18 protein-coding genes are annotated in these 22,966 nt (G+C 60.1%); 7 read left to right on the top strand and 11 right to left on the bottom strand.

What is annotated here, in order from left to right; translation table 11 throughout:
* Nucleotides 1-78 precede the first annotated feature (78 nt).
* Nucleotides 79-231, top strand: a complete 153-nt coding sequence (locus J2Z75_RS26835; RefSeq protein WP_209856725.1) for a hypothetical protein — start codon at nt 79-81, stop codon at nt 229-231.
* A 76-nt stretch (nt 232-307) separates the two neighbouring features.
* On the opposite strand, the gene J2Z75_RS26830 is transcribed toward J2Z75_RS26835, so the two are convergent.
* The 4 genes from J2Z75_RS26830 to J2Z75_RS26815 form a co-directional block, all read right to left on the bottom strand.
* Complete coding sequence (locus J2Z75_RS26830) at nt 308-2,149, bottom strand: methyl-accepting chemotaxis protein (protein WP_209856723.1); 1,842 nt, start codon at nt 2,147-2,149, stop codon at nt 308-310.
* A gap of 170 nt (nt 2,150-2,319) precedes the next feature.
* A complete protein-coding gene (locus J2Z75_RS26825; protein ID WP_209856849.1) occupies nt 2,320-4,848 on the bottom strand; it encodes a methyl-accepting chemotaxis protein in 2,529 nt (842 codons plus the stop codon).
* 363 nt (nt 4,849-5,211) lie between these two features.
* Complete coding sequence (locus J2Z75_RS26820) at nt 5,212-5,367, bottom strand: hypothetical protein (RefSeq protein WP_209856721.1); 156 nt, start codon at nt 5,365-5,367, stop codon at nt 5,212-5,214.
* Between the two features lie 226 nt (nt 5,368-5,593).
* Nucleotides 5,594-6,778, bottom strand: coding sequence for a BaiN/RdsA family NAD(P)/FAD-dependent oxidoreductase (locus J2Z75_RS26815; protein ID WP_209856719.1), 1,185 nt, complete (start codon nt 6,776-6,778; stop codon nt 5,594-5,596).
* Nucleotides 6,779-6,952: 174 nt separating this feature from the next.
* Between J2Z75_RS26815 and J2Z75_RS26810 the strand changes: the two genes are divergently transcribed.
* From J2Z75_RS26810 to edd, 5 genes are all read left to right on the top strand, one after another.
* Nucleotides 6,953-8,389, top strand: coding sequence for a glutamine synthetase family protein (locus tag J2Z75_RS26810; RefSeq protein ID WP_209856717.1), 1,437 nt, complete (start codon nt 6,953-6,955; stop codon nt 8,387-8,389).
* Nucleotides 8,390-8,405: 16 nt separating this feature from the next.
* Nucleotides 8,406-9,692 carry an NAD(P)/FAD-dependent oxidoreductase gene (locus J2Z75_RS26805; RefSeq protein WP_209856715.1) on the top strand — a complete coding sequence of 429 codons (1,287 nt, stop codon included), beginning with the start codon at nt 8,406-8,408 and terminating at the stop codon, nt 9,690-9,692.
* Between the two features lie 107 nt (nt 9,693-9,799).
* Nucleotides 9,800-11,275, top strand: a complete 1,476-nt coding sequence (gene zwf, locus J2Z75_RS26800; protein WP_209856713.1) for a glucose-6-phosphate dehydrogenase — start codon at nt 9,800-9,802, stop codon at nt 11,273-11,275.
* Between the two features lie 12 nt (nt 11,276-11,287).
* The gene (gene pgl / locus J2Z75_RS26795; protein WP_209856711.1) at nt 11,288-11,986 is read left to right on the top strand and encodes a 6-phosphogluconolactonase; all 699 of its coding nucleotides are present in this window, start codon (nt 11,288-11,290) and stop codon (nt 11,984-11,986) included.
* Between the two features lie 187 nt (nt 11,987-12,173).
* Nucleotides 12,174-13,994 carry a phosphogluconate dehydratase gene (gene edd / locus J2Z75_RS26790; protein WP_209856709.1) on the top strand — a complete coding sequence of 607 codons (1,821 nt, stop codon included), beginning with the start codon at nt 12,174-12,176 and terminating at the stop codon, nt 13,992-13,994.
* Between the two features lie 52 nt (nt 13,995-14,046).
* On the opposite strand, the gene J2Z75_RS26785 is transcribed toward edd, so the two are convergent.
* The 7 genes from J2Z75_RS26785 to J2Z75_RS26755 form a co-directional block, all read right to left on the bottom strand.
* Nucleotides 14,047-14,412, bottom strand: coding sequence for a GFA family protein (locus J2Z75_RS26785; protein WP_209856707.1), 366 nt, complete (start codon nt 14,410-14,412; stop codon nt 14,047-14,049).
* A 104-nt stretch (nt 14,413-14,516) separates the two neighbouring features.
* Entirely contained in the window at nt 14,517-14,924 is a 408-nt protein-coding gene (locus tag J2Z75_RS26780) for a hypothetical protein (RefSeq protein WP_209856705.1), read from the bottom strand.
* 144 nt (nt 14,925-15,068) lie between these two features.
* On the bottom strand, nt 15,069-16,157 hold the full coding sequence (locus J2Z75_RS26775; protein WP_209856703.1) for an ABC transporter ATP-binding protein: 1,089 nt from the start codon (nt 16,155-16,157) through the stop codon (nt 15,069-15,071).
* A gap of 60 nt (nt 16,158-16,217) precedes the next feature.
* On the bottom strand, nt 16,218-17,870 hold the full coding sequence (gene bglA, locus J2Z75_RS26770; RefSeq protein WP_407692822.1) for a beta-galactosidase BglA: 1,653 nt from the start codon (nt 17,868-17,870) through the stop codon (nt 16,218-16,220).
* A 43-nt stretch (nt 17,871-17,913) separates the two neighbouring features.
* The gene (locus tag J2Z75_RS26765) at nt 17,914-19,059 is read right to left on the bottom strand and encodes a carbohydrate ABC transporter permease (RefSeq protein ID WP_209856699.1); all 1,146 of its coding nucleotides are present in this window, start codon (nt 19,057-19,059) and stop codon (nt 17,914-17,916) included.
* Nucleotide 19,060: 1 nt separating this feature from the next.
* Nucleotides 19,061-20,071 (bottom strand): carbohydrate ABC transporter permease, encoded by a 1,011-nt coding sequence (locus J2Z75_RS26760; protein WP_209856697.1) that lies wholly within the window; start codon nt 20,069-20,071, stop codon nt 19,061-19,063.
* A gap of 199 nt (nt 20,072-20,270) precedes the next feature.
* Nucleotides 20,271-21,629: an ABC transporter substrate-binding protein gene (locus J2Z75_RS26755; RefSeq protein WP_209856695.1), complete on the bottom strand. Its 1,359-nt coding sequence runs from the start codon at nt 21,627-21,629 to the stop codon at nt 20,271-20,273.
* A 296-nt stretch (nt 21,630-21,925) separates the two neighbouring features.
* Between J2Z75_RS26755 and J2Z75_RS26750 the strand changes: the two genes are divergently transcribed.
* Entirely contained in the window at nt 21,926-22,957 is a 1,032-nt protein-coding gene (locus J2Z75_RS26750; protein ID WP_209856694.1) for a substrate-binding domain-containing protein, read from the top strand.
* The last annotated feature ends 9 nt before the right edge of the window (nt 22,958-22,966 follow it).

Raw genomic sequence — 22,966 nt, 5'->3', positions numbered from 1 at the left:
TCATCCCAGATTGAAGGAAGTTGATAGTGCAGGACATCGGGTCCGGCATCGGCTTTCTGTTGCCGAAGGAGACCTGCTATGCCGGAAATGATGGGAATAGTGCTGTTGGCGGAGATACTGTCGAAAGACGCGCGCAAGACGCATGAATTCGAAGAACTGCGCAACCGGAGCCGCCTCCCCGGCAGGCTTTCGGCGGGCCTGCGACTGCTTTGCCTGCGCTGGATTCAATAATCCATCAAAAGAAGAGACCCGGCGGCCACCGCTTTGGTGATCGCCGGGTCTTTGTCTCGTTTTCGACTGTCAGTGCTCAGGCGGCGCGGCTGATCTGGCGGGAAGTATTGCCCTGCTCCAGCCGGAACTGCTCCACCAGCGTCATCAGCATATCGGCCTCGCCTGCCAGTTCGCGGCTGGCATTTGTCGTCTCGGCGACCATGGAAGCATTCTGCTGGGTCATCTGGTCCATCTGGTTGACCGAACCGTTGACCTCCTGCAGGGCCGCCGACTGGTCTCTGCTGGCGGTAGCGATCATCTCGACATGCTGGCTGATGGCGACGATCTGCTTGCTGATCGAAGCGAGTACGGCACCCGTCTCCTGCACCAGCGCCGAGCCGGTGCTGACTTCGCTGGTCGACTTGTCGATCAGCGTCTTGATCTCCTTGGCGGCATTGGCCGAACGCTGTGCCAATTCCCGCACTTCCTGGGCAACGACCGCAAAACCCTTGCCCGCATCGCCGGCGCGTGCGGCCTCGATGCCGGCGTTCAGCGCCAGAAGGTTGGTCTGGAAGGCGATGTCGTCGATGACCTCGATAATCTGCTCGATCTGACGTGACGCGTCCTCGATCCGGCCCATGGCGGCAATCGCGTTCGAGACGACGCTTGCCGAACTGTCGGCGCTTTTCTTGGTTTCGGCAACCGCGCGGTTGGTTTCCTGCGCCCGTCCGGACGAGGATTTGACGGTAACCGTGATCTCCTCGACGGCGGCTGCGGTTTCCTCCAGCGATGCGGCCTGCGCTTCAGTGCGCTTGGAAAGCGCATCGGCCGACGACAGCATGCGGCTGCCGTTGTGCTGGATGGCCTGGGCATTGTCGCGGATATGGACGAGCGTTTCCTGCAGACGGGTGACCGAACCGTTGAAGTCGGTCCGCAGCTGTTCGAGGCGACCGGTAAACGGCGTGTCGATCTGCTGTGTGAGGTCGCCCTGCGAGAGGCGTCCGAGGCCGGCTGCAATGGCGTTCACGGCAAAATCGATCTCACGATCTGTTTCGCGCTTTTCAAGGTCGTGGCGAGCGCGCTCCTCGTCCGTTTCAAGGCGGCGATTTTCGCTTTCGATTTCCATCTGGCGCTTCGCCAGCGCATTTTCCCGGAAGACGGCGAGCGCGCGGGCAATGCCGCCGAACTCGTCCTTCTTGTCGAGATAGGGAACGGAAATATCCAGCTTGCCGGAGGAAATGGTCTCGACCGAGCCTGTCAGAATGCCGAGCGGCCGGATGGATGCACGGATCGCGGCGTAGGCCAGCAGGCCGACGACGATCATCACACCGATGCCAATCGCCAGGATCAGATACTGCAAATAGTTGATCTTACTGAAGTAAACCTCTGTGGGGATGCCGATGAACAACATGCCGACATTGGTGCCGGATGCGTTTTTCACCGGGAAATAACCGGTGATGTAGTCGCGTCCGAACAGCACGGCCGGCCCGTAATAGGCTTCGCCCTTGGCCAGGAATGCCTGCGCCGGATGGTCGGCAGCAAGCTTGGTGCCGACGGCGCGGTCGCCATTTTCCTTTTTCACGTTCGTCGAAATGCGGACGTAGTCGCTGCCCTGTTTCTCGAAGATCGTCGCCACGCCGCCAATCGTCTGGGCGGTGCGGTCGACAAGATCGTGGTCGGGAAGCGTTGCCATCTTGTCTTCGGTGACGCTTGCGAGCGTTCCGTCCTTCACCGCGATCGTCGCATCCGGCACCTTCATGCTGTAGAGGACCGCCATCGCGCGGCTCGCGTCGCGGGCGTCCATGGTCGCATCCGCCATCACATACGTGCGCAAATTATAGTGCATGACGCCGACGATCGTCGCGGTGCTGAGAAAGATCAGCCCCAGCGTGATAGCGACAAGCTGGGAGACGACTGAGGATCGGAAAAGCCGGAACATCGCATGTCCTTCGTACGGAAAAGAGTCATAATCTTTCTAATTTAGAAGGCTTAAAAAACAGTGAGAAAACCTTGCAATTTCCGGGGTTTCGATACGATCCAGCTACGATTTTATAGAAATAAAAATGCCCGGCGCGAGGACCGGGCATCGAGGTTGTCTTCAATTGTTGATCAGGCGGCGCGATTGGCCTGACGCCCGGTGCTGACCGGCTCCAGGCGGAACTGCTCGACCAGCATCATCAGCGTATCGGCCTGGTTGGCAAGTTCGCGGCTGGCGTTGGTCGCCTGATCGACCATGATGGCGTTCTGCTGGGTCATCTGGTCCATCTGGTTGACCGAACCATTGACCTCGTGCAGGGCAGCGGCCTGATCGCGGCTGGCAGTGGCGATCATTTCGACATGGTTGCTGACGGAGACGATCTGCTGGCTGATCGAGGCCAGCACGGCGCCGGTCTCCTGAACCAGTTGCGAACCGGAATTCACCTCGTTGGTCGACTTGTTGATCAATCCCTTGATCTCGCGGGCGGCGCCGGCGGAGCGCTGGGCCAGTTCGCGCACTTCCTGGGCAACGACGGCAAACCCCTTGCCCGCATCGCCGGCACGCGCGGCCTCGATACCGGCATTGAGCGCCAGAAGATTGGTCTGGAAGGCGATCTCGTCGATGACTTCGATGATCTGCTCGATCTGGCGTGACGCATCCTCGATGCGGCCCATGGCGGCAATGGCGTTGCTGACGACGACTGCGGAACTGTCGGCGCTCTTCTTGGTGTGGGTGACTGCGACATTGGCCTCGTGCGCCCGCTCGGCAGACGAACGAACCGTGACGGTGATCTCATCGACAGCTGCCGCCGTTTCCTCCAGCGACGCCGCTTGCGCCTCGGTGCGCTTCGACAGCGAATCCGCCGAGGCATGCATGTCGTTGCCGCTGCGCTGGATCGACAGGGCGTTGTTGCGGATCTGCAGCAGCGTATCCTGCAGGCGGATCAGCGAACCGTTGAAGTCCATGCGCAACTGCTCGAGGCGGCCGGTGAACGGCGTCTCGATCTGTTCTGACAGGTCGCCTCTCGCCAGGCGGCCGAGACCGGCGGCGAGCTGGCTGACGGCGAAATCGATCTGGCTGTCGAGCGCGCGCTTTTCTGTGTCGTTGCGTGTGCGTTCCGCTTCTGCCTGCGCACGCTGCTCTTCGCTTTCCGCTTCGATGCGGACTTTGGAAAGAGCATTTTCCTTGAAGACGCCGAGCGCCCGGGCCATGTCGCCGATTTCATCGCGGCGGGCGCCGCCGTCGATCGAGGTGTCGAGCGCGCCATCGGCAAGACGGCGCATGGCAGCGGTGATCTGACCGATCGGGCCTTTCAGCGTCAGCACCAGCGCGCCGCCGGCCAGAAGCGCGATCAGGATGCCGATGACCGTCGCGAATACGGAAACCTGGTTGGCCTTGTCGCGCTCGACCGAAGCTGTCGTCTTCTGGCCTTCGGCAAAGGCCGTCAGCTGGCCCCAGATGTGATCGATTTCGGCAGCAGCGGCGGAAAACTCTTCGCCGCGCTTCTTGCTGATATCGACAAGAGCCGCGCTGTCCGTGTTCATCTTTTCGATGATCGGATTCAGCGATCCCACAAGATCCGAAAAGAATTTCAAATCGCCGGCAGTCCCGGCCAGGCTCTGAACGTCCTGGCCCATGATCGAGAATTCGCGAGCAAGGCGCTTGCGGCCGTCCTCGTCGGATTTTTCAAGGAAACTCGCGGCGGCAATGCGGATGGAATAGACGGAATTGACCAGCTTGCGCGTGTCGGTCAGCACGGCACCGGCCTTGACCAGAGGCCCGTCCAGTTTTCCGAAGGTCGCGGTGGCGTCACGCATCTTCACGGTGGCGGCGGTTTGCAGCTGGATGCTGTTCTGTCGGAAGCGGGCAACCAGGCGACCGATCGCGGTCGCATTGTCCTCGCTGAGGTCGCCTGTGTCGATCAGCGCCTTGATCTCGGCGACCGTCGTCTTGAAGGTTTCGGCGACGGCCTTCTGGTTTGCCGGCAGGCCCGATGTGATCTTGCGCTGGACCTTGGTCAGGTCGCCATAGGAGGAACTGACAAGCTTGATCTTGTCTTCCGGCGTCGCAGCCTTGGCAAAGGCTGACATGAAGGCAACGAGTGTATCGCTCGACGACGTCAGCCGATCGGCTTCGCGCAGGATCGATTTTGCCGCCTCTTCGTCCTTGCGGACGACACGTTCCATCTTGGTTGCTTCCTCAAGCACTTTCATCTGCTCGCCGAGCAAGCTTCCAAGGCTCGCAGAAATGGATTTGCGAAGTGCGACCTCTTGTTCGTAAAGTGTCCAGAGCTGGCCGACGCGATCACCGATCTTGGTGCTTCCATCAACGGCTTCCTGCAACTGCCGGCGGCCTTCCTCGTCATTCACCTGCGTCAGCGTGTCCGACAGCACGGTCTGCTGCGCTTGCAGCTTCTCGACAACTGCCTGCCGGGTTGCTTCCGACGTATTCTGAAGGAAACTGTTCATGCCGGCATAAACATCCTTGAAGCCGCTCAGCGACTGGAGAACGCTGTTCGATATTTCCATCCGGCCCTGCAGCAATCCGGACGCATAGAGCCCGGTGATACCGACGGCGCAGATGCTGACGACGAAGGGCAGGATGAACAACAGCACCTTGGTCTGGATTTTGAAGCGGGCAAGAATCTTGTCGATGAACATGAACGCACCTTGGCTCGCAGCCTGCATCGCCCCTCCTCGAGCCCTGACAGGCTTCCCCGGTGCGTCAACAAGCTGGTGATTTGATCGAAAACCATACGGCGCATCGCCGCCAGCCTGCCAGGCATTCATTGCATGACCCGCCGCGTTTCCGAGGCAAGATCATGGCAGACTCCGTTGCAGCACATTCTTCAACGGCAACGATTAATATTTGAATAAATGCGACCTAAATCGTTTCAGGCACGGCGGGCGAAGACAGGATAAAGAACGACACCGCGGCCCCGCAAAACGGGCAAAAAATGCCGTCCGCTCAATGCCCGGCACAAAGCCGTCGGCGACAGCTATACTCAGGAAATATCTGGGGCGTCAGAAGGACCAGAAGGAAGGCAGTGCCGTGAGCGCTGCGAGGGCGCAAACGGCGATCACGGACGCGCGGATCAGAAGAGACTTTCGCGCGTTGCTCTCGTCAGTTTTCGCAATGGCGATAGCGCGGGCTGTGGAACGGCTGCGTGACTGGTTCATGGCATCATGTCCTTTCGACCAAAGCAACAATAGACCCGGATGATCCGGACCGCCAGCCCACTTCATGTTGCAACCGCTCGCAATAGAGAAAAAATGTCACTTTTCTGAAACATTTTTCGAAAAGAACCGTCTTTTCCGCATCGCGAGGCCGTTGTGCCAGCTTATGAGACAGGTTCCGCCAGATGTCTTAACAATGACTGAAGACCAACCGGGTCTTTTGCGCCCGTTATACTGTCTGCCCCGCGGAGAAGCCCGATGCCCAGGCCCATTGGAAGTTATACCCGCCGAGCCAGCCGGTGACATCGACACATTCGCCGATGAAATAGAGGCCGGGCACATCCCGCGCCTGCATGCTGCGGGAATCGAGCGCCCTGGTATCGACACCGCCGAGTGTCACTTCCGCGGTGCGGTAGCCCTCCGAGCCGGCCGGAGTGATGGTCCAGTCCTTGATGCCGAGACAGAAGGCATCGATGCCCTTGTCGGAGAGATCGGCGAGCGGCCGGTTGCTGAAGCCGGCAGTCTCGGTAAAGAACTGCGCCAACCTCTTCGGCAACGATTCTGCGAGTGCCGTCTGCAAAGCCTGACGTCCGTTTTCCCGGCGCGCAGCCTTCAGGAGGGCAGCTATATCCACGCGCGGCAACAAGCCAAGACGGATGTCGCCGCCTTCACGCCAATAGGACGATATCTGCAGGATGGCTGGGCCGCTCAAGCCGCGATGGGTGATCAGCACCGCTTCCTCGAACGCGGCCTTGCCCGAGCGCGCTTCGGCATCGACGGCAACGCCGGCAAGCAGACTCAGGCTCTCCAGTTGCGCCGGATCCAGAGTCAACGGCACCAGCGCGGGGCGGGTCTCGATCAGCGGCAGGCCGAATTGTTCGGCAATCCTGTAGGCGAAACCCGTCGCCCCCATCTTCGGGATCGACTTGCCGCCGCTCGCGATGACCAGGGAAGAACAGTCGATCATGCCGTCCGCGGTGACGACCCGAAATCCGGAAAGCGTTTTTTCGACCGACTGTATCTGCGCGCCCAGACGCAGCACCGCGCGGGCATCCTTCATCTCCGTCAGAAGCATGCGGATGATATCCTTGGCGCTGTCATCACAAAACAGCTGGCCAAGCGTCTTTTCGTGCCAGGCGATGCCGTGGCTGTCGACAAGGCTTACAAAATCCTGCGGCGTATAGCGCGCCAGGGCCGACTTGCAGAAATGCGGGTTGGCGGAGAGGAAGTTCTTCGGGCTCGCGTGGATATTGGTGAAGTTGCAGCGCCCACCACCGGAAATGCGGATTTTCTCGCCGGGGGCCTTGGCGTGATCGAGCACGACGACACGGCGGCCGCGCTTGCCCGCCTCGATCGCCGCCATCATGCCGGCGGCCCCTGCCCCGATTATCACCACGTCATATTGCTCAGCCAAGACATCCGTTCCTGTTTCCGTTTCCTTTCGAAGGCGGCGGCGTCAAAGTCAATTGCCGCGCCTTCTCTATGACCGCAAATACAGCCTGTACGGGATGGAAAGTCCCGGTTTTCACCCTAGCCAATTGCCAAACTGTGGCTATGATGACCTATCCGAACCCAAAACCGGTGATTTATGCCTGTCAGAAGAAATGCTGCCCAACCAACTGCAAGGACCGTTAAGAGCGTAAAAATACCCGCCGCACTGCAAGCTCCAAGAGGAGTGAAGACCTGGAAAGAGGCCGCCGATTGGCTGAAAATCCGCGGCATCGAGGACATCGAATGCATCACGCCCGATATCGCCGGCGTGCCGCGCGGCAAGATGATGCCGTCCTCCAAGTTCACGTCCAATACGTCGCTGGCCCTGCCATCCGCGATCTACCGCCATACGATTTCGGGAGAGTACCCGGAGGAAACCGGCGAATTCCGCTATGACAGCCGCGACAGCGACATCAAGCTGGTGCCCGATCTGTCGACCCTTTCTGTCGTCCCCTGGGAGAGTGACCCGACGGCGCAGGTTATCTGCGACATTGCCGGCTCTCAAGGCGAAGACGTTCCCTATACGCCGCGCAACGTTCTCAAGAACGTGCTGGAGCTTTATCGCAAGAAGGGCTGGAAGCCGGTTGTCGCGCCTGAGATCGAGTTTTATCTCGTCGCCAAGAACGACGATCCGGACTATCCGCTGCATCCGCCCAAAGGCCGCTCCGGCCGCTCGATCCAGGGCGGACAAGCCTATTCCATCGCGGGCGTCAACGAATTCGACGAACTCATCGACGACATCTATCATTTCTCGGAAAAGCAGGGTCTGGAGATCGACACGCTGATCCACGAAGAAGGTCCGGCGCAGCTGGAAATCAACCTTCGCCATGGCGATCCCATCGAGCTTGCCGACCAGGTCTTCATGTTCAAGCGGACGATCCGCGAGGCGGCGCTGAAGCACGGCATATATGCGACCTTCATGGCCAAGCCGATGCAAGGACAGGCCGGCTCGGCCATGCATATCCATCAGTCGATCGTCGAGATCAATACGGGGCGCAACCTGTTTTCAAACGCGGATGGATCGGCCTCGAAAGAGTTCTTCTCCTTCATCGGCGGCATGCAGAAATACGTGCCGAAGACGCTGTCGATGATGGCGCCCTATGTGAACTCCTACCGCCGCCTGACGCCGGACATGTCGGCGCCGGTTAACAATGCATGGGGTTACGACAACCGGACGACGGCTTTCCGTGTTCCCGTGTCAGAGCCTGCCGCCCGGCGTGTCGAAAACCGGCTGCCGAGTTCAGACGCCAATCCCTATCTGGCGCTCGCCGCTTCGCTCGGCTGCGGCTATCTCGGCATCGTGCAGGGGCTGGAGCCATCGCCGCCGGCAGAGGCTTCGGCGGATCGCGGTACGGTCGACCTGCCGCGAGGATTGCTGGAAGCCATCTCGCTGCTCGAATCGGAACCTTCGCTCGCCGAGATCTTCAGCCCGGAATTCATCGCCATCTATGGCGGCGTGAAGCGGGGCGAGTTCGAAACCTTCATGCAGGTGATCAGCCCCTGGGAACGCGAATACCTGCTCCTCAATGTCTGACAGGAAAGGCGCGGCCATGCCCTGGCAAAGCCCGATCTCGCCCGGGATTTCCTGGTATGAGGCACAAGTACCGGAACGGCCGGACTATCCGGCACTCTCCGGTTCGATCGACACCGATGTCGCGATCGTCGGCGGCGGCTTCACCGGCCTTCAGGCCGCCTATAATCTTGCCCTGAAGGGCGTTCGCGTGACGCTGATCGACGCCTGCCGCTTCGGCGACGGCGCATCCGGCCGCAATGGCGGGCAGCTCGGCACCGGCCAGCGCTGGTCCCCGGAAGAGCTGGAGGATTCACTCGGTTTCGAGCGGTCCAAGGCGCTGTTCGATCTTGCCGAAGACGCCAAGAAATATCTTCTCGATTTTTCTGCCTTGCACGGCATCGATATCGAATACGTTAAGGGACAACTCAACGTCTGCCACAAGAGACGTCTTGAGAAGGACTACCGCGACAGCGTCGAGATCGCCGCATCGCGATACGGCTACGCTCACCAGAGCTTCATGGAGCGGGACGAAACCGTCGCGCGACTTGGGTCTGACCGTTATCTGTTCGGCATCCGCGACACCGGCACCGGCCATATCCAGCCGATGAAACTGCTGGTCGGGCTGGCGAAGCAGGCCGCATTGGCAGGTGCCTCACTCCACGAGCAGACCAAGGCGCTGAAAATCAACCAAGCCGGTGGCCGGGTCAGTATCGAGACAGACAAGGGCACGATCCGCGCCGAACGTGCGCTGATCGCCTGCAACGGTTATATCGGCAATCTCGAACCGGTGACCGCGCGTCATGTCATGCCGATCCGCTCCTTCATCGGCGCCACGAAAATCCTCACCGATTTTCCCGATGTCCTGCCCGGCGGCGAGGCGGTTGCCGATTCGCGCTTCGTCGTGCGCTATTTCCGCAAGTCGCAGGACGGCCGGCTGCTGTTCGGCGGCCGCGAGGCATATACGGCGGACAATCCGCGCGACATTTCCGACCATATCCGCCGGCAGATCAGCGAGATTTATCCGTCGCTGGAAAATATCGAGATGACGCATGCCTGGGGCGGCTCCGTCGGCATCACCATGCCGCGCCAACCCTTCGTGCGCGAGGTCATGCCCGGCGTCACATCGATCGGCGGTTATTCCGGCCATGGCGTCATGCTGTCAAACTACTGTGGCAAGCTCTATGCCGACCTGGTTACCGGAAACCGCTCAGACCTCGATCTTTTCCGTGATCTGGACATCCCGGCCTTTCCCGGCGGGCAGCGGTTCCGCTCGGTGCTTTTGTTCCTTGCGCTCAGCTGGTATGCCTTGCGCGACAAATTCTAAAAGCGCAATTCTGCACGAGCGAAATCCATTTTATTGCGCCGCACTCTAGCGCTTTTAAATCGATTAGATTATACACTCCTCAGACCAGAACGAGATCGAGATTTCTCATGAGCAGCCAGATCATCCCTGTGGAACCCTTTGACTATGTGGTTTTCGGAGGCACCGGCGACCTTGCAGAACGCAAGTTGCTTCCTGCCCTTTATCATCGCCAGCTTGACGGCCAATTGAGCGACCCGACCCGTATCATCGGGGCCTCGCGCAGCGCGCTCAGCCATGAAGAATATCGTAAATTCGCCACGGACGCCCTGAAGGAACATCTGAAAAAGGGCGAATATGATGACGCCCAGGTCAAGACCTTTACGGATCGTCTCTATTACATTTCCGTCGATGCCAAATCGGACCAGGGCTGGGACAAGCTGAAGGCTCTGCTCGACGAAGGCAAGGAGCGCGTCCGCGCGTTCTATCTTGCGGTTGCTCCGGGTATTTTCGGCGATATCTCCGAAAAGATCCGTGATCACAAACTGATCACCAAGATGACCCGCATCGTCGTCGAAAAGCCGATCGGCCGCGACCTCTCCTCCGCGCTTGAGCTCAACGACACGATCGGCAAGGTGTTCAAGGAAGAGCAGATTTTCCGCATCGACCACTATCTCGGCAAGGAAACCGTACAGAACCTGATGGCGCTGCGCTTTGCCAATACGCTGTACGAGCCGCTGTGGAACTCCGCCTATATCGACCATATCCAGATCACGGTTGCCGAGTCCGTCGGACTTGAAAGCCGTGCCGGTTACTACGACAAGGCCGGCGCGCTGCGCGACATGGTGCAGAACCACATTCTGCAACTTCTCTGCCTGGTTGCCATGGAAGTACCGCCGTCGATGAACGCGGAGGCGGTGCGCGACGAGAAGCTGAAAGTGCTGCGGGCGCTGAAGCCGATCACACCCGCCAATGTCGAGAAAATGACGGTGCGCGGCCAGTACAAGGCGGGGGCTTCCGCCGGGGGCGCGGTCAAGGGGTACCTTGAAGAACTGGAAGGCGGCGTCTCGAACACCGAAACCTTCGTCGCCATCAAGGCCGAGATCGGCAACTGGCGCTGGGCAGGTGTCCCCTTCTACATTCGCACCGGCAAGCGCATGGCCGGCCGTATGTCGGAAATCGTCGTCAGCTTCAAGCCGATTCCGCATTCGATCTTCGATGAAGCGGCCGGCCGCATCGCCGCCAACCAGTTGATCATCCGGCTGCAGCCGGACGAAGGCGTCAAGCAGTCGCTGATGATCAAGGACCCAGGCCCGGGCGGCATGCGCCTGCGCAACGTCTCGCTCGACATGACCTTTGCCGAAGCCTTCAACGCCCGCAGCGCCGATGCCTATGAGCGTCTGTTGCTCGACGTCGTGCGCAACAACCAGACGCTGTTCATGCGCCGCGACGAAGTCGAGGCCGCATGGCGCTGGGTCGATCCGATCCTCAAGTCCTGGGAAGCGGTTAACCAGCAGGTCCAGGCCTATACGGCCGGCACCTGGGGCCCGAGCCAGGCGATTGCGCTGATCGAGCGGGATGGCCGCACCTGGCATGAAGTGATCTGAGGGCTGACGCGGATGACGGCTGCGATGCATGTATTCGACAATGGCGCGGCCCTCGCAGAGGGCCTGGCCGAAGCCGTGGCATCCGCGCTGTCCGCAGCCGTTGCCGCGCGTGGCACAGCCAGCATCGCCGTCTCGGGCGGGTCAACGCCGAAGGCGTTTTTCAAAGCCCTGTCCGGCAAGGCGCTCGACTGGCCGAATGTGACGGTTACGCTGGTCGACGAACGCTTTGTCGCTCCCGACAGCGACCGCTCGAACGAGAAGCTCGTCAAGGACAACCTGCTGATTGAAACGGCCGCTTCGGCGATCTTTCAGCCGCTTTTTTATCCGACGGCGACCGCCGAAGAAGCAGCAGCCACGGTAAGCAAGCAGACGGCCGCTATCGGCTGTCCCTTCGACGTCGTCATTCTCGGCATGGGCGGCGACGGCCATACGGCCTCGTTCTTTCCGGGCGGATCGCGCCTTGCAGAAGCGCTGGATCTGGCCACGCCACGCGGCGTGATGACGATGGAAGCCGAAGGCGCTGGCGAACCACGCCTGACATTTACATTCTCCAGCCTTCAGGATGCCCGACTTCTGGTGCTCCATATCGAAGGAGCGGCCAAGAAGGACGTTCTTGCCAAGGCTGAAGCGCCCGGTGACGAGGCGGAGATGCCGATCCGGGCGATATTGCGCCGGGCCGCCTCCCCGCTTCAGATTTACTGGGCACCCTAAAGCGGGTCGCGATCTCCGGGGATCGCTTCCTGCGCTTTAGGTCTTTGATTTTATGCATGTCGCTATCGCAAAACCGCTGCACACTTTTGCGCGACATGCTTCAAGCCCGAGATCCGGGGCCCCAAGACCCGGATGAACGAAACCATGCAGACCACAGGAGTGGCGAACACTCCGGAACAGGATTGCCATGTCCGCCGACAGCCGCATTGCCGCGATCACCGCCCGCATCGTCGAACGCTCCAAACCCTATCGCGAGCCTTATCTGGCGCGCGTTCGCTCGGCGGCATCCAAGCGCGTCAACCGATCGGTTCTCGGCTGCGGCAACCTTGCCCATGGTTTTGCCGTCTGTTCCCCCTCGGAAAAGGTCGCCCTTTCGGGTGACGAGGTACTGAACCTTGGCATCATCACCTCGTACAACGATATGCTTTCCGCGCATCAGCCGTTTGAAACCTATCCGGCACTGATCCGTCAGGCAGCCCATGAAGTCGGCGGCGTGGCACAGGTGGCCGGCGGCGTTCCGGCCATGTGCGACGGTGTTACCCAAGGCCAGCCCGGAATGGAGCTGTCGCTGTTTTCTCGCGACCTGATCGCCATGGCCGCGGGTGTCGGCCTGTCGCACAATATGTTCGACAGCACCGTCTATCTTGGCGTTTGCGACAAGATCGTACCCGGCCTGATGATCGCCGCCATGACCTTCGGCCACTTGCCTGCCGTTTTCATCCCGGCCGGTCCGATGACCACCGGTCTGCCGAACGACGAAAAGTCACGCGTGCGCCAGCTGTTTGCCGAGGGCAAGATCGGCCGCGACGAACTGCTCGAAGCGGAATCGAAATCCTATCACGGTCCCGGTACCTGTACTTTCTACGGTACGGCCAACTCCAACCAGATGCTGATGGAAATCATGGGCTTCCACCTGCCCGGCGCCTCCTTCATCAATCCGGGCACGCCGCTGCGCGACGCGCTCACCCGCGAAGCCACCAAACGGGCGCTGGCCATCACGGCGCTTGGCAACGAGTTCACGCCGGCCGGCGAAATGATCGACGAACGCTCGATCGTCAACGGCGTCGTCGGCCTGCATGCGACCGGCGGCTCGACCAACCACACCATGCATCTGGTCGCCATGGCGCGTTCGGCCGGCATCGCGCTGACATGGCAGGATATTTCGGAACTTTCCGACATCATCCCGCTGCTTGCCCGCGTCTATCCGAACGGCCTTGCCGACGTGAACCATTTCCACGCGGCCGGCGGCATGGGCTATCTGATCAGCCAGCTTCTCAAGCACGGCCTGTTGCACGACGACGTGCGCACCGTCTTTGGCCAGGGCCTCGAGGCCTATGCGATCGACGTCAAGCTCGGCGAGAACGGCACTGTCGCCCGCGAACCGGCGCCGGAACACAGCCACGATCCGAAAGTGCTTTCGACCGTCGAACATCCGTTCCAGCATTCCGGCGGCCTGAAGATGCTGACCGGCAATCTTGGCAAGGCGGTCATCAAGATCTCGGCCGTCAAGCCGGAACGCCATGTCATCGAGGCTCCGGCCAAGATCTTCCACGATCAGTCCGAACTGCAGACAGCCTTCAAGGAGGGCAAGCTCGAGGGTGACTTCGTCGCCGTCGTCCGTTTCCAGGGCCCGAAGGCCAATGGCATGCCGGAACTGCACAAGCTGACCACCGTACTCGGCATTCTGCAGGATCGCGGCCAGACCGTGGCGCTCGTCACCGACGGCCGCATGTCGGGCGCGTCGGGCAAGGTGCCGTCGGCGATCCACATGACGCCGGAAGCCAAGGACGGCGGGCCGATCTCCAAGATCCGCGAAGGCGACATCATCCGGCTCGACGCTATTCACGGCACGATCCAGGTGCTTGTCGATGCCGCGGAACTGGCCAGCCGCCAACCGGCCGAGGCCGATCTGTCGGACAACGAGTTCGGCATGGGCCGGGAGCTTTTCGCTCCCTTCCGCGCTGCCACAGGCTCCGCCGACCACGGCGCCAGCGTGTTTTTCCACTGAAAGCCGGAGCCTTCGACAATAAATCGAGGTTTTCCTGTCTGGCGGGATTTGATCAGGGCAGCGGCCCGGGATGCATGTCGCTCCGGCCGTCATAGCGTTCGATGGCCAGTTCGAAGATATCGATACCCTCGATGCACCGGGCATTGACCGAGACGCGCCCGCCGGGATAACCGCTGCGCATCAGGGCAACACCGCAAGTCGGGCAAAAATGGTGGCCTTCGGTGACGCAGCGCCAGACATAGGTGGACATGCGCCGCTTTTCGCTGACCAGCGTCACCTTGCTGGCCGGTATTTTCCAGTGAAGGAAGCCAGAGCGCCGGCATGTCGAGCAATTGCATTCGACCAGTTCGGAAATCTCGTCATCGACTTCAAGGCAGATATCGCCGCAATGACAGGAAAGGCGATAGGGTGGCTTCATGGGTCATTGTCTCGCTTCTGTCACGCAATCTCTATCAATCCGTCTCTTGCGCACGAAGTCAAGCATAGGCCGAAGCTTCCTCTCCCCGGTGGAGAGAGGAGAGATCAGCTATAGATATCCAGCACGCGGTTCCGGTGGTTTGGATGCGTGCTGTAGACAAAAATCCGGTTGAGGTCGCGCTCCGACATCAGGCGCAGAAAACGCGCCTCGATGATGTTGTTGGCATGGACCCGCTTGACGATGCAGCCAACCATGCCGATACGGGCACTGGGAACATCGAGATAGAAATTCTGCGGCAGCTTGAACTGCGTGGCGATGCCGATGACGGCGCTGCTTTTCGATATCTTCAGCAACTCGCAACGGCGCGAGCTCAGGTTCAACATGCCCTTTTCGGTATATTCGATCCGCGCCTCGTTGCGCGTGTCCTCCATCGGGAAGTTGGCTTCCCGGTCGTACATGAAGGACTCTTCCTTACTCAGATATGTCGGTTTATCGGATGCCTGTCCCCGCATCTTTTGCTCCCTCGCCTTTGGTTGCAAAAACATTAGCGACAGAGATTTAACAGAGCGTGAGTCGATGGATGATTTCGGCACAGGGCGTATAAAAAAACCGCCCGGAACTGCAATCCAGGCGGGTTTTAAAAATGCAACTGCGGTCTAGACGCGGTAGCTCTTGCCGTTTGCATCGAACAGATGCAGCTTTGCCTTGTCGGCCGTGAAGCGGACCTTCTCGCCGCGCTTGATATCAAGGATACCCGGCACCTTGGCGATGATCGGTTCGTTGGCAACGAGCCCTTCGATATAAAGCAGGGTGACTTCGCCTAGCGCTTCGATGATCGCGACAGTACCTTCGAACAGGAAGTTGTCGCTGGTCGAAACCCGCAGGTCTTCCGGCCGCACGCCGAAGCTTGCGGCCTTGCCGTTTTCCGAAGCTGCGGTCGGGATATCGAGGACGTCCGTCTTACCGCCCGGCAATTCGACCGTGGTCTCGGCACCGGTGCCGACAATCTTGGCCGGGATGATGTTCATCGCCGGCGAGCCGATGAAGCGGGCAACGAAGAGGTTGGCCGGGCGCTCGTAGAGTACCAGCGGGGGACCGACCTGCTCGATATGACCGGCCGAGAGCACAACGATCCGATCGGCGAGCGTCATCGCCTCAACCTGATCGTGTGTCACGTAGATCATCGTCGTATCCGGCATGGATTCGTTCAGCTTGGCGATCTCGATGCGGGTGGCAACACGCAAGGCGGCGTCGAGGTTCGACAACGGCTCATCGAACAGGAAGACCTTCGGGTCGCGGCAGATCGCCCGGCCGATGGCGACGCGCTGGCGCTGGCCGCCGGAAAGCGCCTTCGGCAGGCGGTCGAGATATTTGGTCAGCTGCAGGATATCGGCGGCGGCGCGGACGCGGCGGTCGATCTCTTCCTTCGATTCCTTGGCGATGCGCATGCCGAAGGCCATGTTGTCGTAAACTGTCATGTGCGGGTAGAGCGCGTAGGACTGGAAGACCATGGCGATGCCGCGCTGCGAGGGCGGCACTTCGTTGACCAGCCGCTCGGCAATATACATTTCGCCGCCGGAGATTTCCTCAAGACCGGCGATCATGCGCAGCAGCGTCGACTTTCCGCAACCGGACGGGCCGACGAAGACGACGAACTCGCCCTGTTTGATATCCAGATCGATGCCATGGATGACATCCACCGCGCCATAGGACTTGCGGATATTCTTCAGTTGCAAACCTGCCATGTCATCCTCCCCTTCATTCTCTCATTTTTATCGACACCCGTGGATGCCGGCTTGATCCGATTATTCGACGCGGGCGAAAAAGCCGCTCCAGGCCGGTAGTGTGATCCTGTCTTCTGCCAATTGAGATCCAAAGCCATGGCCTTCTAGAACCTCGAGCCGTTCAACCGGCCGTTGGGCGGTCACTGTTTCGCCGCTCATGTTGAACAGGCACAGGATCGTCTCGTTGCCGAACGTCCGCTCGAAGCTAAGCAGCGGCGCTTCGCAAGCGCGAAACTCGATCTCGCCCTTGGCGAAAGCCGGATGCTGTTTGCGGAAGGTCAGGAAACGCCGGTAGTGGTTGAGTACCGAATTCGGGTCCGTCTGCTGCACCGAGACGGCGCCGCGCACATGATCCGGCGGGACTGGCAGCCATGGCTTGCCGGTGCTGAAGCCGCCATTGACCGCATCCTTTTCCCAGACCATCGGCGTGCGGCAGCCGTCGCGGCCCTTGAAATCCGGCCAGAACTGGATGCCGTAAGGATCCTGCAGATCCTCGTAGGCGAGATCGGCTTCGGTGAGCCCAAGCTCTTCGCCCTGATAGATGCAGACGGAGCCACGCAGGGTCATCAGCAGGCTGGCGAGGAACTTCGCGTGCGCCTGATGATCGGCGATACCCTGGCCCCAGCGGGTGACGTGGCGCACGACGTCGTGGTTGGAAAAGGCCCAGCAGGCCCAGCCTTCCGGCGCGGCACGCGCAAAGTCGTGCAGCACCTGTGCGACACCTGCCGGCGTCAGCGGATCCGGCGCCAGGAATTCGAAGGCGTAGCACATATGCATCTTGTCGTTGCCGGAGGTGTACTGCCCGGCAATCTCAAGACCGATCTGGCTGTCGCCGACTTCGCCGACCGCGGCGATCGCCGGAAACTCGTCCATCACAGCGCGGAAGCGCTTGAGGAATTCGAGGTTTTCCGGCCGGTTCTTGTCGTAGAGATGTTCCTGATAGTTATACGGATTGACCGCCGGTGCCGTGTTGGCATTACGGCGCTCAGGCGCCAGCGCCGGATTGTCGCGCAGTTCCAGATCGTGGAAATAGAAGTTGATCGTATCCAGACGGAAACCGTCGACGCCACGCTCCAGCCAGAAACGCTCGACGGCCAGAAGCGCGTCCTGAACCTGCGGATTGTGCAGGTTCAAGTCCGGCTGCGAGGTCAGGAAGTTGTGCATGTAATATTGCAGCCGTGTCGGGTCCCACTGCCAGGCCGAACCGCCGAAGATCGACATCCAGTTGTTGGGCGGCGTGCCGTCGGGCTTTGAATCCGACCAGACATACCAGTCTGCCTTCGGATTGGAGCGGCTTGAGCGACTTTCGACGAACCACGGATGCTGGTCCGACGTATGAGACAGCACCAGATCGATCATCACGCGGATGCCCAGGCGATGGGCCTCGGCGATCAGCGCGTCGAAATCTGCAAGCAGGCCGAAGATCGGATCGACATCAGTATAGTTCGAGACGTCGTAGCCGAAATCCTTCATCGGCGAGGTGAAGAATGGCGAAATCCAGATCGCATCGACACCCAGCGAGGCGACATGCGGCAGGCGCGCGGTGATACCCTTCAGGTCGCCGATGCCATCGCCATTGGAGTCCTGGTAGGAACGCGGATAGATCTGGTAGATCACCGCGCCACGCCACCAGTCCCTATCGGCCTGCAATGTGGAACCAATTGCCTGGGTCATGCTCATATTCATTCCTGTAGAAGTTCCTTGGATTTAAGAGGTCTCAACCGCCCTTGACCGATCCCGCCAGCAGGCCGCGCACGAGGTAGCGCTGCAGCGTGAAGAAGACGATCAGGGGCACGATGATGGTGACGAAAGCCGATGCCGTCAGGATTTCCCAGTTGCCGCCACGCGAACCCAAGAGGTTGACGAGGCGTCCGGTCAGGACCAGTTCGTTGTTGCCGGTTCCGAGGAAAACCATGGCGACCAGAAGGTCGTTCCAGGTCCACAGGAACTGGAAGATCGAGAAGGAGGCAAGCGCCGGGAAGGATAGCGGCAGGATGATCTTGATGAAGATATCGAAATCGCTGGCGCCATCGACCCGGGCCGATTCCATGATCTCGCGCGGCAGGCCGGCCATGTAGTTGCGCAACAGATAGATCGCCAGCGGCAGGCCGAAGCCCATATGCGCCAGCCAGATGCCGACATAGGTCTTGGCAGGCACGCCGAGGAACGCGCCGACGCCGTTGTAGAGTTTCAGCAGCGGGATGAGCGACATCTGCAGCGGCACAACGAGAAGGCCGACGACGACGGCGATCAGGATCGCGCGCCCCGGAAACTTCATCCAGGCGAGCGCATAGGCGGCGAAGGCGGCGACGAGGATCGGGATGATCGTCGCGGGAATGGCGACGGTCAGCGAGTTGATGAAGGAAGCACCGATGCCTTCGGCGCGCATGACTTCGCGGTAGTTGTCAAAGGTAAAGCGCGGCGGGATGGCAGCCGTGTAGAAGATACGCTGGCCGCGCGCGCCTTCCATGCGGGTGGGCGAAACGATTTCGTAACTGCCGTCGTCCTTGACGGTCAGTGTCTGGCCGTCGCCGATGTCGGCGGGCGTGCCGGCTGGGAATGCGGTCGGTTGCAGCGGCCGAAAGCCGAAGGCCGAAACCTTTGAATTGCCGCCCTCCAGAAGGTTGCCGGCGATGACGAACTTCCCGTCACGTTCGACCTGCGATTCCGGCGAGGCTGCACGGCCGGTCAGGTTCTGCGACGACGTGGAAAGAGCCGTCCACCAGCCGGAAACGGCCAACTGGTCCTTGTCACGCAGCGACGAGATCAACAGGCCGGCGGTCGGCAACGTCCAGAGGACGACCAGAAGGATGACGGAGATATGGACGACCCAGACGAGTGGCGAGCGGGAAGAAGCAATCATCTCAATGGCCCTCCATTTCCTTGGCAGCGTTGCGGATATTCCAGACCATGATCGGGATCACCAGCACCATGATGATGACGGCGATCGCCGCGCCCCGTCCGAAGTCACCGCCACCGCGGAACATCCAGTCGAACATGAGGTTGGCAAGAACCTGGCTTTGCCACTGCCCGTTGGTCATGGCGAGCACGATGTCGAAGACCTTGAGCACCAGGATTGTGATGGTGGTCCAGACGACGGCGATCGTGCCCCACATTTGCGGGATCATGATCTTGAAGAAAATCTGCAGGCCATTGGCGCCATCGATGACGGCGGCTTCAATGGTTTCCTCGGGAATGCCGCGCAGGGCGGCCGAGAGGATGACCATGGCGAAACCGGTCTGGATCCAGATCAGGATGACCATCAGGAAAAAGTTGTTCCAGAACGGCAGCGTCACCCAGGCTTCCGGCGAGCCGCCGAAATAGACGACGATCGCGTTCAGGATGCCGATCTGCTCGGTGCCTTCGGCGCGGTAGTCGTAGATGAATTTCCAGATCACCGAGGCACCGACAAACGAGATCGCCATCGGCATGAAGATCAGCGTCTTGGCGATATTGCCCCACCAGATGCGGTCGGTCAGCGCCGCGATAATGAGGCCAAAAAACGTGGCGGCGGCGGGAACGACCAGCAGCCAGAGGAAGTTGTTGTAGATCGACTGGCGGAATTCACCGTCGTTGAACATCCAGATGAAATTGTTCAACCCGACGAAATTCTCCCCCGCCCTGTCATGCAGGCTGAGCCAGACGGAGGCGATCACCGGATAGATCAGGTAGATGGTCAGCGAGAACAGCGCCGGTCCGAGGAAGAGCCAAGGCCTGATGGCATTGGTGATGCGCAGGTTGCGCGAGGCAAGCGGACCGGTGAGGCCCTTCGACGGAAAGAGCTTGTCGAGGATCCAGTTCGTGCCGAAGAAATAGGCGGCGCAGGCCAGAACCCCCGCTGCCATCGTGGCGATGGCGAATAACAACTGCTGCATGGCAACTTCCTCCCCAGGAAAATCGGTTGGGGAGAGTTCGCCCCCCTGTCACTTCGTGACATTTCCCCTCAAGGGGAAATCAGTCTTTTGCATCTCGAACTCTTGGTCAGAAACCAACTGGGCTTTGAGACACCTCCCCCTTGAGAGGGAGGTGCCGGCATCATCGAAAAGGGAAAACCGTATTCCCCCTTATCGTTCCTTACTTGATCGAGTCCCAAGCTTTCTGGATACCATCAGCCACATCCTTCGCCGACTTGCCGCCGACATAATCGACCATGCCGGTCCAGAACGCGCCTGCGCCAATCTTGCCCGGCATCAGATCGGAGCCGTCAAAGCGGAAGGTCGTTGCGTTCAGCAGGATTTCGCCCTGCTTCTTCATCGGACCATTGGCATAGGCATCCTTGTTGGCGCTCTTCAACGGCGTCAGGAAGCTCGTTTGCGCCATCCAGACTTCATGGGCGATCGGAGTTTCCAGGAACTCGATGAAGGCGCGCGAAGCCGGCGTATCCTTGGTGATCATGGCAAGCGTGCCAGCACCGAGAACAGGATTGCCGAGTTCCGGCTTGCTGGCATAAGGCGGCATGTAGAAGAAGTCCGCGTCTTCGCCAACCTTGGTGCCTTCGGGGAAGAACGACGGGATGAACGATGCCTGATGGTGCAGGTAGCACTTCGGCGGCGAGGCAAAGAGGCCCTTCGGGCTGTCGCGGAAGTCGGCAGACGCGACAGCGGCAGCGCCGCCATCGACGTTCTTGTCGTTCTTGGCAAACCAGCCGAATTCATCGATGGCGCCGACGACGGCCGGATCGTTGAACGGGATCGCATTGGTAACCCACTTGTCATAGACGTCGGCCGGCTGCGTGCGCAGCATCATGTCTTCGACCCAGTCGGTCGCCGGCCAGCCGGTCGCGCCGCCGGAACCGAGACCAATGCACCACGGCGTGCCGCCATCGGCAACGATCTTCTCGGTCAGGGCTTTCAGCTCTTCCATGGTCTTCGGAACTTCATAGCCCGAATCCTCGAAGTTTTCCGGCACGTACCAGACGAGCGACTTCACATCGATCTTGTAGGGGAATGCGTAGAGTTCCTTCTTGCCGTCCTTGCCTGCATAGGTCGACAGATCGACCCAAGACTGGCCGGCGGCGTAATTTTCGAGAAGCCACTTCTTGGTCTCTTCGCCGAGCGGCGTCAGGTACCCCTTCGAGGCGAGGTCGGCGATCAGCCCCGGCTGCGGCAGGACGGCGACATCCGGAGGGCTGCCCGCCTGCGTGTCGATGACGATCTGCTGCTCATAATTTTCGGACGAGGAATATTTCACATCGACGCCGGTCGCATCGCGGAAATAGTCGAGCACCGATTCGACCAGCGCCTGGTCCTCGCCGCGCCACGGCCCAAAGATCGTCAGCGTCTGCCCCTTGAGGTCATGACCCTTCTTGAATTCTTCGAAACTTGCCCAGTTGAATTTGGAATCTTCGCCCGGCTTGAACTTCAGCTCGGCTGCATTTGTGGCGCCGGCCACAAGCGCAAGCGCCGCCACTCCCATCAAGAATGTTCTCTTCACGTCATTTCCTCCCAAGAAAGACCCGACCCATTGATGCCGGGCAAACATCACCGCGCCACAAAATTCAAAGCGCTTTGAGTTTGCTAACAAATCATTTTGACGGGCAGGAAGTCAAGAGCTTTCCCATTAACGGCGAAGAAAGGCCTAATTCATGCACTGCAGCGAAGGTTTGCGGCGCAATGAAGCGGATTTTTCTGGTTGCCGATCAATGCCGATGATACAAAAAACGTTGCGCGCTGGGGATTGGAAGCGAAAAACATGTAGAAATCAAAGCGCTTTGGGAGGGCGCGCTTGCCATGAATGTGAATTTGAAGCAGCTGGCAGAGATGTTGGGGCTGTCGCAAACGACGGTCAGCCGGGCGCTCAACGGCTATCCGGAAGTGAATGCCGAAACACGTCAACGGGTGTTAAGTGCGGTCCACGAGACCGGATACCGGCCGAACCGCGCCGCCCAAAGGCTTGCAACGGGCCGGGCGGGATCGATCGGACTTGTCATGCCGATCGCCCGGGGGATTGATTCGGACGTGCATTTCGGCGAATTCCTGGCAGGGCTCGGCGAAGAATCCGTCCGGCATGATTTCCACTTCGTCATCAATCCGAGCGCACCCGACGACGAAGAGGCGACCTTCAAGCGGCTGGCTGCCAGCGGCAATGTCGATGCGCTGTTCCTTGCCTATGTGCGCGCCAACGACCCGCGCATCGCCATGCTAAAATCGCTGTCGATCCCTTTTGTCGTGCATGGCCGGGCAATTGGGCAACCCGCCGACTATCCATTTCTGGATATCGACAACACCGGCGCCTTCTATGACGCGACGCGCCTGCTGATCCAGCTAGGGCATCGGCGGATCGCGCTGATCAACGGACCGGGAAACCTCACCTTTTCGATCCGCCGCATGAAGGGAATGCGACGCGCGCTTGAGGAGAACGGCCTGAGCCTCGACGAAGGCCTGGTGCAGAATTCGCTGATGACCGATGAATACGGCCACCGTGCCATGCAGCAGTTTCTGGAGCGGGAGCAGCCGCCGACCGCTGTACTCTGTTCCAGTACCGTGATCGCGCTCGGGGCGGTCAGGGCCATCAACAAGGCGGGATTGCAGATCGGCGCCGATATTTCGCTGATTGCCCATGACGACGTGTTGCCGATGCTGAAACCTGAAAATTTCAGCGTTCCACTGACGACGACACGCTCATCCTTGCGGGCGGCGGGCTCGCGGATCGCCACCCGGCTGATTTCCCGCATCCTGAAGACCGGCGACTATCCGGATCAGGAGCTCTGGCGAACGGAATTGATCGTCAGGGCCTCGACCGGCCCTGCCCCGAAATCGTAAAACTGGCAG

Origin of the sequence: Rhizobium herbae (assembly GCF_017873135.1) — a bacterium.
In the GTDB taxonomy this organism is placed as follows: domain Bacteria; phylum Pseudomonadota; class Alphaproteobacteria; order Rhizobiales; family Rhizobiaceae; genus Pararhizobium; species Pararhizobium herbae.
This window is presented reverse-complemented; position numbering and strand designations above follow the sequence as displayed.